Genomic DNA, 13,884 nt, shown 5'->3' on the forward strand with positions numbered 1-13,884 from the left:
GCTAGAAAGAGTAAAGCTAGAAAGAGTAAAGCTAGAAAGAGTAAAGCTAGAAAGAGTAAAGCTAGAAAGAGTAAAGCTAGAAAGAGTAAAGCTAGAAAGAGTAAAGCTAGAAAGAGTAAAGCTAGAAAGAGTAAAGAGTGGTGGAGGGAGCTGGATTCGAACCAGCGAAGGCTGAGCCGTCAGATTTACAGTCTGATCCCTTTGGCCGCTCGGGAACCCCTCCACACAAATTTTTACTATTGCATCTGGCCCCACTTTTCTAAGAAGGAAAGTGGTGGAGGGAGCTGGATTCGAACCAGCGAAGGCTGAGCCGTCAGATTTACAGTCTGATCCCTTTGGCCGCTCGGGAACCCCTCCAATGCAACGGCGCTGATAATAGCAAACTTATTATTTAAGTAAAGAAAAAAACTAAAGAAAAATGCATAAATGCCGATAACTGGTTAATCAAGAAACTATTTGGCTAAAGACTATGCAAATTGATGGTTTGTTGCTCACAGAGAGCCAACTCGATAATCGTCTAAATAAAAGTGTTCACGAGCACCGCTCTGGAGAATTTGCTTTATTACTAGCAATGCTTTCTCATGATGCGCTCGATTTTAGCCAGTTTCACCTGCCAAGAACTGAATTAAGCAATCCTGAAGTATCTGAATCTGCTTTGCGCACCGAGTTAGGTGCAGGCCCCACACAACCATTAGCTCCCGAACAGTTTGATATGCTGATTGGGCAAGAAAATGCACTTAGACTATTGCAAGGTGGTTTATCAGACATCAGATTACGTCATTGTTTAAACCCAGAGCCACTGAATGTTCGTGATGATAAGCAACATGTGCCGCTAGAAGTGATTGATAACTGTGAGCCTGCAGTTAGAAAACGCTTTTATGAAAAAAATAAACCCGTTGAGCGCCCACAAATCGATGCAGCTGCATTTTATGATAGCCTTACTGACGAGGCGATACATCAACCTCTTCATTTAGCTACAGCTTAGGTATAAGTGGCTTAATCGAAATGTCATAGACTTCGAATACACTAAGAATAAGCTAATAATAGACTTATATTTAAGTAAAACTGCAAAAAGTACAGCTAAATTAAGATGTGCTTGTTATAATAGCAGTCTATGGCTTAATGCCATTGTCATTGAACCAAGTTACTAGGACTATAATGAAGAAAACATTCACGCTAAACCACGAGAAAATTAAATATCCTCGTATGGTTGATGCAGCCAAGCACGAAGTAAAAAAATACTTAAAACGTGAGCGTAATAAAACACTCCCAGCAGGCGCCGACTATTGGGCGTTTGACTGTAAGTTTGGTGAATCAGCGGATGAGGCCAATGTCGTTCACGTGGCAGAGATTAATAAATGTATTAGCGATATCGAAGCAAAACAGCTTACATCGTTTTACGTTGAAATCTTAGCGCGTCCTGCACAGCGTCAACATCAAGAGTTTGACGAAGAGTAATATCCATACTGTTCTGCAGTAATACTCTTTCAAAAAAAAGGGCCCTTTAGGCCCTTTTTTAGTTTTCGTAATTAATTATCGCGCAAATGGATCGGCATTAATTTTTTCAATGTACCACTTGCCTTTTTTACGCATCATTTTCACACTGCGCATATCATCAATTTTCTTACCATTAAAATAACCCGTAAAAATCAAATTGATGTTAGCTTTATCGCCATATTGTTCGCGTAGACTCATGTTAGTCATATCGACTTCAATCACCACTTCATCGTATTGCATATTAACCAGGTTACGAGCGAACTGCCCAGCGGTGCCATAAGATTTCATAATTCGCGCCATTTTAGGCGTGGCATATTCCATCGCAAGATTTAAATCGTTTTGGTTGTATAAAGCATCAAAATAGAGAGTCGCTACATTACCTGGGGTGTTTTTTTCGCCCTTTGGTGCGTCTTCAGAACCGCAACCGAAAAGAATGCTGCTACTTAGAAGGATAAAAGTTAAAAGTATATTTTTCATTGTTGTAGTTTTTCGAGTGAACTTAAAATTAAGTGTGTGACTAAATGAGCATGATGTAAAGTTAACTCGGTAAAATTATTGGTTTTATTTATTTTAGGTAATAAAAAAGGACGCATGTCTGCATCCTTTTTTAACAACTAAGTGATTCTTAGTGGTTACTGAACTAGCTCTTTATCGCTGAACTCTTCAGCAAATAATGGGCTAGATAAGTAACGCTCAGTCGCACTTGGTAAAATTACCACAATGTTCTTGTCTGCGTTCTCTGGTTTTTCAGCAAGGCGTTTTGCCGCAACTACTGCTGCACCAGAAGAAATACCCACTAAAATACCTTCGTTTTTCATCAGTTCATGAGCCATAGCAATCGCATCTTCATTTGATACTTGCTCTGCAGCGTCTACAACTTCTAAATCAAGGTTGCCAGGAATGAAGCCTGCACCGATACCTTGGATTTTATGAGGGCCCGGTTTAACTTCTTCACCAGCTAATGTTTGGCTAATAACTGGAGAGTTAGTTGGTTCAACAGCAACCGATTGAACATTTAAACCTTTTTCTAGTTTAAGGTAACGGCTAACACCCGTAATAGTACCACCAGTACCAACACCCGCTACGAAGATGTCGATTTTACCGTCCATTGCTTCATAGATTTCAGGTCCCGTTGTTTCAAAGTGAATTTTCGGGTTAGCTGGGTTTTCGAACTGTTGTAAAAGGATGTATTTTTCAGGCTCACTGGCTTGAATTTCTTTTGCTTTTTCAATCGCGCCATTCATACCCTTAGCGCCATCAGTCAATACTAGGTTAGCACCTAAGGCTTTTAATAATTTACGACGCTCTAAGCTCATTGTGTTAGGCATAGTAAGGGTTAGCTTATAGCCACGAGAAGCTGCTACGAACGCAAGTGCGATACCTGTGTTACCTGAAGTCGGCTCGATTAACTCTTTTTCTTTGGTTAATACACCTGAATTTTCTGCTTCCCAGATCATTGAAGCGCCAATACGGCATTTAACACTGAAGCTTGGGTTACGTGATTCAACTTTAGCAAAAACATTACCTGAGGTTACGCGGTTAAGCTTTACAATTGGTGTATTACCAATCGTTAATGAATTATCTTCAAAAATGTTAGACATAGTGTTCCTTGGAAGCAATTTATTCAATCGTTGATCAACTAGCTAAGGCTAGTGATCTGTAATAGTCACACTTTACTGTGGTGAAATAAAAACGAAAGTAAAGTTTGGCTATAACATATAGCGAATAGGCTTATAGCATTTAGTAATAAGGTGGGAAAAGAAGGGCGCGCACCAAAAGGTGCGCTAATAGGGTCTTAAAGTAACCAAGCGTAGCTAAATTTAGCAAATAACGTACGCTGCTCTTTAGTAATTGATGATAGCTCATCATCTTGATAGCCATTATCTGAGTAACCAGCAAAGAATACCGTTTGCGGGTTCAGCTTGTAAGAATACAACAGCTGAGTGGCTAGGTTTTTATATTGGCTATCTACATTATCAATGTAATTAGCCTGGTTGCGTTCTAAATCGGTATAAATGACTGCAAGGCGTAAAAAGCTATTCACGTTGAATTGGTAAGTAAAACGTACATCACTTAAGTTGGCGGTAAATACTTCACTGCCATCGGCTTCAAGCTGCTCATAAGTATGACGTAAACGCACTTCAAAATGCTTACCAAGGTTCATATTCAGCACAGGGCGTATATGGAACTTATCACCAACGCGGTTATTCGCTAAATCAACGGCATTACCTGTATACATATATAGAGAAGCAAATACCCCAGCTTTTGGTTTAAAGTCACTGTAAAAGCCAACGCCATTTTCGCTAAACAAGTCTGTGTTGCCGTCGATATCTAAACGTGATTTATCGTGGCGAAGGCCTGTGCGGTTACGGTGTTCAACAGAAATCTCAAAAAAGCTCTGTAACGGGCCGCTGACTGAAAAGCTAGTTTGTGCTTCTTTTTCAAGAAGTTCGTTATTTTCGTTGTGGGTAATATCCCAATCGGCGTAAAGGTTAGCGCGATTCCACCAATTGCCTTTATCGCCATACCAGCGGTATTCGCCACCAGTCGTAAACTTTTTAAAATCAACTTGCGAGATAAAACCTAAGTCAGCTCTTAAATCAGCATCACGATAATTATAATCAGCGAAGGCACGCCAGTACTTCTCGTCGTGTTGATACTTTAGGTAGTAGCCAGTACCTGATTGCTGTTCTCTACTTAAAACACGAAGTACGCCTTCGTTATAGTCGCAGTCACTATTTAATTCACAGATTACTTGCTCTGGTTGTGAGCAGTTATCACCATCACATAACTCATCGATAAAATCTTGGCTGTATTGCGTTTGTGACTTTAATACTTGTACTAAGAAAACATCGTTCACTGTTGGTTTGTATTTACTATCAATACTGTAAACCGTGTTTTTATAATCATCACTTTGTCTGTGTGTTGCAGTTGAACCGAGTGATAATCCTGATTCAAAATCGTATCGATAACGCAGGGCACCGTTGTCACTTTTCTCGTCAAGGGCGACAAGCGATGAGCCTAAATTACCCGGGATCAACACATTGGTTTGGGTATCATTGGCGACGAAGCCGGCAAATGTATGGCCATTTTTGCTGCCGGTGATCTTGGTTCCATAATCTGGCTGGGCAATATTACGGGTATGAATAAGGTTAAGTGTTGAGGCAAAGTAGTCAGCGTTATCTAAAAAGAAGGCACGCTTTTCTGGGAAGAATAAACTGAAATTATTGTTCACACTCAATTGTGCTACATCCGCTTCAACCTGAGAAAAATCAGGATTAATCGTCGCATTTAAGGTGATATCTGGGGTGATCCCCCATTTAACATCGAGACTGGCTTCAGTATTGTTTTCTGTCTCCCAATCAGCCACTTGTGCGCCATCAATATCACGTGTCTCATTTTTGCCAAGCACCACAGATGGAATAATCGCCACGTTATTGCCTTGCTTTGCTTGCTCAAAACCTTGGTAACTTGGCATTTGGCAAATCCAACAATTGTTACCGTGGTCAATTTGCATATTAGAGATACGTAACCGTTCACTGCGCGGTAAAAAGCGTAAAAATTCCATCGCCATAGTTTTACTTGCTACGCTGTCGTCAAAATTCAATACGCGTAATGGAATGGCAACTTCAACTGTGTAGCCTTTATCATGAATAACACCGACGCTATCCCAAATACCGTCCCATGATGAGCTTTCATGTTTAGTCAGTTCGTTTTCTATTGAATCTTGTTGTACGCCAAGTGGGTTAATAAAAAATTGATAGGCTAATTGAGAATTATTGTATGAATCAATTTTTAGCCCGACTAGGTCATCATCCCAGGCTGCGTCACGGTCACGGTAAAAAGCACGAATAAGCTCTGGGTTTGGATCATTCGCTTCAAAGCCAATAAAAAGTGTTTCGCCATCTTCATACACATAAGCGTGGGTGGTGACTGGGCTTTTACTGTTTTCGTAAGGCCAAGTAACGTTGTCTATGGTAATTTTTTTGGCACGTTGCCAACTTGGCTCATTGAGCTGGCCGTCGATTGTTGCCTGCTCTGCAATAAAAGGAAGGGTGACAGGTTGGCTGGTGGCCAAGCTGGTAAAAGGCACGCTCAATAGAGCGGCACTTAACATTGATTTATACATAAGCACTATACAGGTATTCAAAACTGCGAGCATGTTATTAATTTGCAACTTTGTTAACAAATGCAACGCGACAGGGCGCATATATTTACGTTTAAATTAGATTCTAACAAGCTGTGGTGGTAATTTGCGCAGTTAAACGTTAATTTGGCTGTTTTATAACAAAAGTAAACTAAAACGTGGTAAAAGATTACCACCTAAAAATTGAAGTGATCGTTATGAATTTAATTCTAAAATTAATTGCTGGTATTGTTGCCGGTATTTTAGTGGGCTTATATGTGCCACTAACAGGTGTTGAACTCCTTTACACAGTAAAAGAAATAATAGGTCAGTTGATCACCTTTACCATCCCGTTAATTATTTTATTTTTTATCGCATCAGGTATTGCTGGTTTACCAAAAGGGTCAGGCCACTTGTTAGGAAAAACAGTCGGCTTTGCATATGGTTCAACCGTTATTGCTGGAACCTTAGCGTTTTTACTTGTCAGCGCTATGATCCCATTGTTTGATGGCGGTTTAACGTTTGAAGCAGAAGTTGCTACCGAAGTGGGCAGCTTTATTGATTTAGAAATTCCACCTCTAATGAGTGTAATGACAGCACTTGCTGCGGCATTCATCTTTGGTATTGGTATGAGCCAGTTACAGCTTGATACGTTAAAGAAAGTATCTGATCAGGGCCGTGATGTGATTGATGGCTTACTAGCAAAAGTAATTATTCCTGCGTTACCTTTTTACATTGCAGGTGTTTTCGCGGAAATGACAGTTGCTGGCACCGTGGTTGATACGCTGCAAACATTTGGTATTGTTTTGCTAGCTGCATTAATTATGCATTGGCTATGGCTGACTGTTTTATATGTATCTACAGGCCTTTTACTAAAGCGTAATCCTTTAGAGCTTGTAAAAAATATGCTACCCGCTTATTTTACTGCTTTAGGTACAATGTCGAGTGCAGCAACAATTCCAGTTTCACTTCGCTCAAGCAAAGCAAATAACGTAAAAGAAGATGTTGCTAACTTTACAGTGCCTTTATGCGCAACGATCCATTTATCGGGCTCAACAATTACGATTGTGACATGTGCAATGGCTGTCATGTTCTTATCACCGAATATGGATGTACCATCGTTATTTGGTATGTTGCCATTTATTATGATGCTAGGTGTTGTAATGATTGCTGCCCCTGGCGCACCAGGTGGGGCAGTTATGTCGGCATTGGGTCTTTTAACAAGTATGCTTGGTTTTAATGAAGGTGCAGTTGCATTAATGATTGCACTTTATTTAGCACAAGATAGCTTTGGTACTGCCTGTAATGTAACAGGTGATGGTATCATTGCCCTGTGGGTTGATCGTTTCAGCGAGAAAGCATCAACTTAAAATTAATTAGTGAAACGATATTTTGATTTATCGTTTCACTTTTTCTGTGCTAATGTGGCACATTAAATTGTGCGAAAGCAGCTATTTGGGTTATTTGAGGATGTTCCATTGATTAATGTACTTTTAGTTGATGACCATGAACTTGTACGGACAGGGATCAGACGTATACTTGATGATGTTCGTGGTTTTAAAGTGGTGGGTGAAGCTAAAACCGGTGAAGAAGCGGTGCAATTTTGCCGTCAACATTCACCTGATATCGTGTTGATGGACATGAATATGCCAGGTATTGGCGGTTTAGAAGCGACAAAGAAAATCTGTCGTTATTGCCCTGATGTAAAAATTATTGTGCTTACTGTGCATTGTGAAGATCCATTCCCAAGCAAAGTAATGCAAATCGGTGCTCATGGTTATCTGACAAAAGGTGCCGGCTCTGATGAAATGGTTAATGCCATTCGTGCGGTTAATGCAGGGCAACGTTATATTGCGCCTGAAATTGCACAACAAATTGCCCTTGCTCAGGTAAGCGGTCGCACAGATGAAAACCCATTCCAGAGTTTGTCTGAGCGTGAGCTGCAAATCATGCTGATGATCACTAAAGGTGAGAAAGCGCAAGATATTGCGGATCGCTTGAACCTAAGTTCAAAAACAGTGAATAGCTATCGCTATCGCATGTTTGAAAAGCTAAATGTAGGGGGTGATGTTGAACTTACCCATTTAGCAATTCGTCATAAAATGATCGACATTGATAGCTCGCATTAATTTGCTCAATGTCAGATTTCGAACCAGCCCGTTTTCTAAAAACACTATCAAGTGAGCCCGGTGTCTACCGAATGCTTGATAGTGAAGGGCAAGTTATCTATGTTGGTAAGGCTAAAAATCTAAAAAAGCGCGTAAGTAGTTACTTCCGTAGCAATGTGACTGATAGCAAAACGCGTGTATTAGTAAGTAATATTTGCGGTATTGAAGTCACCCTGACCAACACTGAAACCGAAGCCTTATTACTCGAAAACAACCTAATTAAAAAATATCAGCCTCGTTACAATATTTTGCTGCGAGATGATAAGTCATATCCGTATATTCTTTTAACTGATCATAAGCACCCGCGACTTGCTTTTCATCGTGGTAGCCGAAAAATTAAAGGCGAATATTTTGGCCCATTCCCAAGTGCGGGAGCGGTATCTGAAAGTTTGCGTTTAATGCAAAAAATCTTTCCGGTTCGCCAATGTGAAGATGCGTATTACCGAGCTAGAAGCCGTCCATGTTTACAATATCAGTTAAAACGCTGCTCAGCGCCGTGTGTGAATAAAATCTCCGATGAAGAATATCAACAAGAAGTTGATTTTGTTCGCAAGTTTTTGTTGGGCAAATCTCATGAAGTCATTGCCGATTTAGTTACTAAAATGGAGCAAGCAAGTAAAGAACTTAAATTTGAGCTTGCGGCCAAAGTGCGTGACCAAATCATGTTGCTTCGAAAAATGCAGGAGCAGCAATCTATTTCAGGTAACCATGCCGAAATGGATGTAGTGGGTTTTGCGCATTTAAATGGTTTAAATGCGGTTCACTTATTAATGATCCGCGACCACAAAGTGCTAGGCAGTAAAACTTATTTCCCTAAAGTGCCAAAAGACTCAGGTGAAGAAGAAATTCTAACTTCTTTTTTAGGACAATATTATCTAGCTCCCGGTGCAACAGGGCGTATTGCTAAAGAAATTATATTACCGTTTAGTATTGAAGAAAGTGAGCCATTAAGCGAAGCGCTTACGGCAATCTCTGAACGTAAAGTGAGTCTAAAAGTTGCTAATCGCGGTGAGCGGGCACAGTATTTAAAACTTGCTAATAAAAATGCACTTAACAGCATTAGTGTTAAGCAAAGCACGCAGGATTCAATCAACAAACGTTACGCACAATTAAAAGAAACATTACGCCTAGATGATATTAATCGCATGGAATGTTTTGATATCAGCCATACAATGGGTGAAAACACGGTAGCAAGTTGTGTGGTGTTTGATTCGCAAGGGCCTAATAATAAAGAATATCGTCGATTTAATGTGACTGGTATCACCGGCGGTGATGATTATGCTGCGATGGAATTTGCACTTAATAAACGCTACAACAAAGTAGTCGATGAAGAAAAAATTCCAGATGTCATCTTCATCGATGGTGGTAAAGGTCAATTATCTCGTGCTGAGCAATACTTTGAAAACTGGCCGCATAATAAAATGCCATTGCTGGTGGGTGTTGCAAAAGGTACTAGTCGGAAACCAGGTTTAGAAACGCTATTAATTGATGGCGGACGTAAAACAATACCACTTGATTCTGATGCACCAGCGCTGCATTTAATTCAGCATATTCGTGATGAGTCGCACCGTTTTGCCATTGCAGGGCATCGTAATAAACGACAAAAACAACGCACACAATCATTGTTAGAAGAAATTACCGGCGTAGGACAAAAGCGCCGACAAGCATTATTAAAATATTTAGGGGGCATGCAAGGGGTAAAAGCTGCTAATATAGACCAATTAAAACAAGTTCCTGGGATCAGCCCTGAAATGGCTGAAAAGATATTTAATCATTTGCATGACAAGGCGTAGCCTTCGTGCGAATATAGTAAAAAAAGACATCTCCAAGTAGTTATGTGGAATATTCCAAACACACTCACAACCTTTAGACTTTTTCTTATCCCCATTTTTTTGGTGATATTTTATTTGCCTTTCTCATGGGCGTTTTTCGCAGCTGCGTTTGTTTTCTGGCTTGCGTCAATCACAGATATCCTTGATGGCTATCTAGCGCGTCGTTTAAATCAGTCAACGCCTTTCGGTGCGTTCTTAGATCCGGTTGCCGACAAAGTAATGGTGTGTGCAGCACTGGTTGCTTTATCAAGCCACTACCAAAGTTTGTATATGACTATTCCAGCATTAGTTATTATTAGCCGTGAAATTGTTATCTCTGCTTTACGCGAATGGATGGCAGAGCAGGGTAAACGTGGCAACGTAGCTGTATCAAACATGGGTAAGTTTAAAACTGCAGCACAGATGCTAGCCATTATTGGTTTGATCTGGCAGTTTGATACATGGATGATCTACTTAAGTTATGGCCTTTTGTACGTCGCAACATTCTTAACGCTTAGTTCTATGTTGCAGTATTTAATAGCGGCATGGTCAGAATTGACCAAAAATTGATCCTAAACGTTTAATTACACACCGTTTTAGATAAAAAATAAGCAAACAGTTCAAAACTAGCATTTTTTATATTGACGCGTTTAATAATCTCTGTAGAATGCGTCCGTGTTGAGAGGGCATAGCCCCCAAGATAAAGAAAGCGGCACTAGCTCAGTTGGTAGAGCGCAACCTTGCCAAGGTTGAGGTCACGAGTTCGAGCCTCGTGTGCCGCTCCAATTATCTATTTTGGCGGAATGGCAGAGTGGCCATGCAGCGGATTGCAAATCCGTCTACCTCGGTTCGACTCCGGGTTCCGCCTCCATTCAACACTCCACGCGCTCTATGAGCAACCCGATGCCCGGGTGGTGGAATTGGTAGACACAAGGGATTTAAAATCCCTCGCTGGTAACAGCGTGCCGGTTCAAGTCCGGCCCCGGGCACCATTTGTGGTTAACTACAGCACCAAATGTGGTTATAAAAATGATATTAGAGTTAATATGATGCGGCACTAGCTCAGTTGGTAGAGCGCAACCTTGCCAAGGTTGAGGTCACGAGTTCGAGCCTCGTGTGCCGCTCCATATTAGCTTTATCCACTTGCTTTAAATAGCAAACCCGATGCCCGGGTGGTGGAATTGGTAGACACAAGGGATTTAAAATCCCTCGCTGGTAACAGCGTGCCGGTTCAAGTCCGGCCCCGGGCACCATTTTGATAAAGAAAAATTGCGGCACTATCTCAGTTGCCAGAACGTTATCATCGCAACCCCAAGGTTGTGCACCAACGGTCAAAATACTGACAGAAACAAATTTGCGGCACTAGCTCAGTTGCCAGAACGTTATCATCGCAACCCCAAGGTTGTGCTCCAACGGACAAATTACTGACAGAAACAAATTTGCGGCACTAGCTCAGTTGGTAGAGCGCAACCTTGCCAAGGTTGAGGTCACGAGTTCGAGCCTCGTGTGCCGCTCCAATTATTTGGAAGCGATAAGGCGGAATGGCAGAGTGGCCATGCAGCGGATTGCAAATCCGTCTACCTCGGTTCGACTCCGGGTTCCGCCTCCATTTAATACTCCACATGCTCTTACGAGCGACCCGATGCCCGGGTGGTGGAATTGGTAGACACAAGGGATTTAAAATCCCTCGCTGGTAACAGCGTGCCGGTTCAAGTCCGGCCCCGGGCACCATTTACATAAAATACCTCTTCTCTATTTCATTTATATTTCTTTTTATAATCTCATCAAATTATTTTTTTATTGCCAAAATAGCTTTATAGTTTCCTTAGTCTTTTTAAAACAGCTAACGCGTTTCAAGTTTTAATCAATAAATAGGATCAAGGAAAGATAATGGAGCAATTTAAACGTGGCTTAAATCAGTTTTGGGTAGGCGCCGTATTTGGGCTTTGTCTAGCGATCTCATTAGTACTCATTCCTGTTGCGATTATTATGTCGAACATTAACGACGTACTGAAAATTCATGAGGTGAGCGTGCTTGTCGATAAAGTATCGACTGTCTTCGATAAATCAGAACAAGCCATTAGTAATGCCAAAGCAGCGCTAACCGATTTCGATAATGACGTGGTGATGGATATGCTTACTGCTGTGCAATCTTATCAGCAACAATCGCAGCCATTACTAACCGCAGAACAAAAACAAGCATTAAAAGCGCAAATTAAAGATCAGCTTGTTACTGAGCTTGAGTCAAAGCTTAACGAGCAACAAATTACATTCATATTGTCTGTTTTTGAAAAGTTAGCAAATACAAAAAAGGGAGCACAAACGCTCCCTAAATAAGAATTTACTTAACTAGATTATTTACGCCATGCGCCTTTAGGAATGGTTTGATCTAGCTTTTTGTTTTGCGAAGGATCAAAAGTAGGTAATTTACCTGCCTTACGTTGTGTGTTGTAGTCCTTCGCGAGCCAAATAACGACGCCCGATAACATAAATAAAGCGATTACGTTAACAATAGCCATTAAACCCATCGAAACATCGGCAAGGGTCCATACTAGTGGCAATTCACCAAGTGCACCAAACATCACCATACCAAGTACCAGTAATCGGAAGATCAACATACCCGATGCATGGTTATGCTCTAAGAACAATAAATTGGTTTCGGCATAAGAATAATTAGCAACAATAGAGGTAAATGCAAAAAACAAAATTGCAATCGCAACAAATATTGCACCCCAACTACCAACGTGTTCTTCAAGGGCTGCTTGTGTTAACGCAATGCCTGTCACACCTGAATCAGGTATAAGCTGTTGTGATAATAAAATAAGGGCTGCAGTTGCAGTACATATAATAATTGTATCTACAAATACGCCGAGCATTTGTACATAACCTTGTGAGGCTGGGTGCGGTGGGTTAGGTGTTGCCGTTGCAGCAGCATTTGCAGCGCTACCCATACCAGCTTCATTAGAGAATAAGCCACGCTTAATACCCTGGATCATGGCCTGCATTACACCATAACCTATTGCACCCGCACCCGCTTGCTCGATACCAAAGGCACTATTAATAACATGCATAAATACGTTCGGTAATAAATCGTAGTTCATGGCACACACATAAAGTGCAACTAACAAATAAGCCAGCGCCATAAATGGCACAACCATTTCTGCAAAACGTGAAATAGTTTTTAAGCCACCAAAAATAATAATACCTGACCCTAATACTAAGCCGATACCTACAACATAGTTTGGAATACCAAACGCTACATCAAATGCAGCAGCAATAGAGTTTGATTGAACAGCATTAAATACCAATCCAAAAGCAAGAATAAGGCAAAGAGAAAAGATCACACCCATCCAACGTTTGCCCAAACCATATTCCATATAATAAGCAGGGCCACCACGAAAGTTGCCATCTTCATCGACGGTTTTATATGCTTGAGCAAGGGTACTCTCGGCAAAACTTGTCGCCATACCTATTAAAGCAATAAGCCACATCCAGAAAATTGCACCGGCACCGCCTAAATAAAGTGCAACGGCAACACCTGCCATATTACCCGTACCAACTCGCGCAGCTAGAGAAGTACAAAATGCTTGGAATGAAGAAATGCCATCGCCAGAACCTTGGCGGCTCTGAAACATCACTTTGATCATATGTGGGAATTGAGTGAATTGAATAAAACCAAGTCGAAGAGTGAAAAATAGCCCCGCAGCTATTAAAAGGTAAACCAGAATGTGACCCCAAAGGAGACCACTTATACTATTTATAATGTCTGTCATTTTTCTTGCCTTGTGAGCGAGTGGAAAATCTGCGGCGCAAGTTACCATAACAAGCGAGGAGAGTTTAGTTATTCTGCTAAAAAACATCAGTTATCCACAGTTGTTTGTGGGTAACTTGTTTGCGCTTGGTGGGTATCTGATTAATTTGAAAATATTCAAAAAAACCTTCAAAAAGTGCTTGCTTTAAAAATCCATCTCCCTATAATGCGCATCCACTGACACGGCGGGCAGCAATGAAAAGCGCTGAACAAAGTGACACAGAGTTAAGTAAAACTTCGGTTTAAAACGGTCTAAAAAGAAAGTTTAAAATTAAGTGTTGACTCGAAAAGTTAAGGATGTATTATACGCATCCCTAGCGACAATGTCGCAACGTTCTTTAACAATATAAAGCAATCATCTGTGTGGGCACTCGTACAGATTGAGTTCTAACAGCGAAGCTTAGTTTACTAAGTGACGCAAACAAATTTAGAGTCTCAATTGAACTGAGTGACCAACGGAAACAAGTTTAC

General features: G+C 40.9%; 11 protein-coding genes and 10 tRNA genes. 15 read left to right on the plus strand and 6 right to left on the minus strand.

What is annotated here, in order from left to right; translation table 11 throughout:
- Positions 1-138: 138 nt before the first annotated feature.
- Positions 139-223: transfer RNA gene (locus WA256_RS20600), tRNA-Tyr, on the minus strand.
- Positions 224-272: 49 nt separating this feature from the next.
- Positions 273-357, minus strand: a tRNA-Tyr gene (locus WA256_RS20605).
- Between the two features lie 112 nt (positions 358-469).
- Here WA256_RS20605 and WA256_RS20610 point away from each other — a divergent pair.
- Positions 470-985: a VC2046/SO_2500 family protein gene (locus WA256_RS20610; protein WP_253109209.1), complete on the plus strand. Its 516-nt coding sequence runs from the start codon at positions 470-472 to the stop codon at positions 983-985.
- 173 nt (positions 986-1,158) lie between these two features.
- On the plus strand, positions 1,159-1,458 hold the full coding sequence (locus WA256_RS20615; RefSeq protein ID WP_054564021.1) for a DUF6172 family protein: 300 nt from the start codon (positions 1,159-1,161) through the stop codon (positions 1,456-1,458).
- 75 nt (positions 1,459-1,533) lie between these two features.
- Here the strand turns inward: WA256_RS20615 and WA256_RS20620 are convergent, their stop codons facing one another.
- The 3 genes from WA256_RS20620 to WA256_RS20630 all read right to left on the minus strand — a co-directional run bounded on the left by WA256_RS20620 (position 1,534) and on the right by WA256_RS20630 (position 5,626).
- Positions 1,534-1,974 (minus strand): hypothetical protein, encoded by a 441-nt coding sequence (locus tag WA256_RS20620; RefSeq protein WP_054564020.1) that lies wholly within the window; start codon positions 1,972-1,974, stop codon positions 1,534-1,536.
- A 155-nt stretch (positions 1,975-2,129) separates the two neighbouring features.
- Positions 2,130-3,098: a cysteine synthase A gene (gene cysK / locus WA256_RS20625; RefSeq protein ID WP_253109210.1), complete on the minus strand. Its 969-nt coding sequence runs from the start codon at positions 3,096-3,098 to the stop codon at positions 2,130-2,132.
- 194 nt (positions 3,099-3,292) lie between these two features.
- A complete protein-coding gene (locus WA256_RS20630) occupies positions 3,293-5,626 on the minus strand; it encodes a carbohydrate binding family 9 domain-containing protein (RefSeq protein ID WP_253109212.1) in 2,334 nt (777 codons plus the stop codon).
- Positions 5,627-5,841: 215 nt separating this feature from the next.
- Here WA256_RS20630 and WA256_RS20635 point away from each other — a divergent pair, with 215 nt between their 5' ends.
- The 13 genes from WA256_RS20635 (at position 5,842) to WA256_RS20695 (ending at position 11,939) form a co-directional block, all read left to right on the plus strand.
- Positions 5,842-6,993 (plus strand): dicarboxylate/amino acid:cation symporter, encoded by a 1,152-nt coding sequence (locus WA256_RS20635; RefSeq protein WP_253109214.1) that lies wholly within the window; start codon positions 5,842-5,844, stop codon positions 6,991-6,993.
- 108 nt (positions 6,994-7,101) lie between these two features.
- Entirely contained in the window at positions 7,102-7,752 is a 651-nt protein-coding gene (uvrY, locus tag WA256_RS20640; RefSeq protein WP_054564041.1) for a UvrY/SirA/GacA family response regulator transcription factor, read from the plus strand.
- 8 nt (positions 7,753-7,760) lie between these two features.
- Positions 7,761-9,584, plus strand: a complete 1,824-nt coding sequence (uvrC, locus tag WA256_RS20645) for an excinuclease ABC subunit UvrC (RefSeq protein ID WP_054553646.1) — start codon at positions 7,761-7,763, stop codon at positions 9,582-9,584.
- Between the two features lie 42 nt (positions 9,585-9,626).
- Entirely contained in the window at positions 9,627-10,172 is a 546-nt protein-coding gene (gene pgsA, locus WA256_RS20650; protein ID WP_253109216.1) for a CDP-diacylglycerol--glycerol-3-phosphate 3-phosphatidyltransferase, read from the plus strand.
- Between the two features lie 139 nt (positions 10,173-10,311).
- Positions 10,312-10,387, plus strand: a tRNA-Gly gene (locus WA256_RS20655).
- Between the two features lie 12 nt (positions 10,388-10,399).
- Positions 10,400-10,473 (plus strand) — tRNA-Cys (locus tag WA256_RS20660).
- 34 nt (positions 10,474-10,507) lie between these two features.
- A tRNA-Leu gene (locus WA256_RS20665) sits at positions 10,508-10,594 on the plus strand.
- A gap of 59 nt (positions 10,595-10,653) precedes the next feature.
- Positions 10,654-10,729 (plus strand) — tRNA-Gly (locus WA256_RS20670).
- A gap of 39 nt (positions 10,730-10,768) precedes the next feature.
- Positions 10,769-10,855: transfer RNA gene (locus tag WA256_RS20675), tRNA-Leu, on the plus strand.
- 188 nt (positions 10,856-11,043) lie between these two features.
- A tRNA-Gly gene (locus WA256_RS20680) sits at positions 11,044-11,119 on the plus strand.
- Positions 11,120-11,137: 18 nt separating this feature from the next.
- Positions 11,138-11,211, plus strand: a tRNA-Cys gene (locus WA256_RS20685).
- Between the two features lie 35 nt (positions 11,212-11,246).
- A tRNA-Leu gene (locus WA256_RS20690) sits at positions 11,247-11,333 on the plus strand.
- Positions 11,334-11,492: 159 nt separating this feature from the next.
- Positions 11,493-11,939 (plus strand): hypothetical protein, encoded by a 447-nt coding sequence (locus WA256_RS20695; protein WP_062566985.1) that lies wholly within the window; start codon positions 11,493-11,495, stop codon positions 11,937-11,939.
- A 17-nt stretch (positions 11,940-11,956) separates the two neighbouring features.
- Here the strand turns inward: WA256_RS20695 and WA256_RS20700 are convergent, their stop codons facing one another.
- Complete coding sequence (locus WA256_RS20700) at positions 11,957-13,375, minus strand: alanine/glycine:cation symporter family protein (RefSeq protein ID WP_062566984.1); 1,419 nt, start codon at positions 13,373-13,375, stop codon at positions 11,957-11,959.
- Positions 13,376-13,884 lie beyond the last annotated feature (509 nt).

Source organism: Pseudoalteromonas sp. CH_XMU1449-3 (genome assembly GCF_037027245.1).
Classification (GTDB): domain Bacteria; phylum Pseudomonadota; class Gammaproteobacteria; order Enterobacterales; family Alteromonadaceae; genus Pseudoalteromonas; species Pseudoalteromonas shioyasakiensis.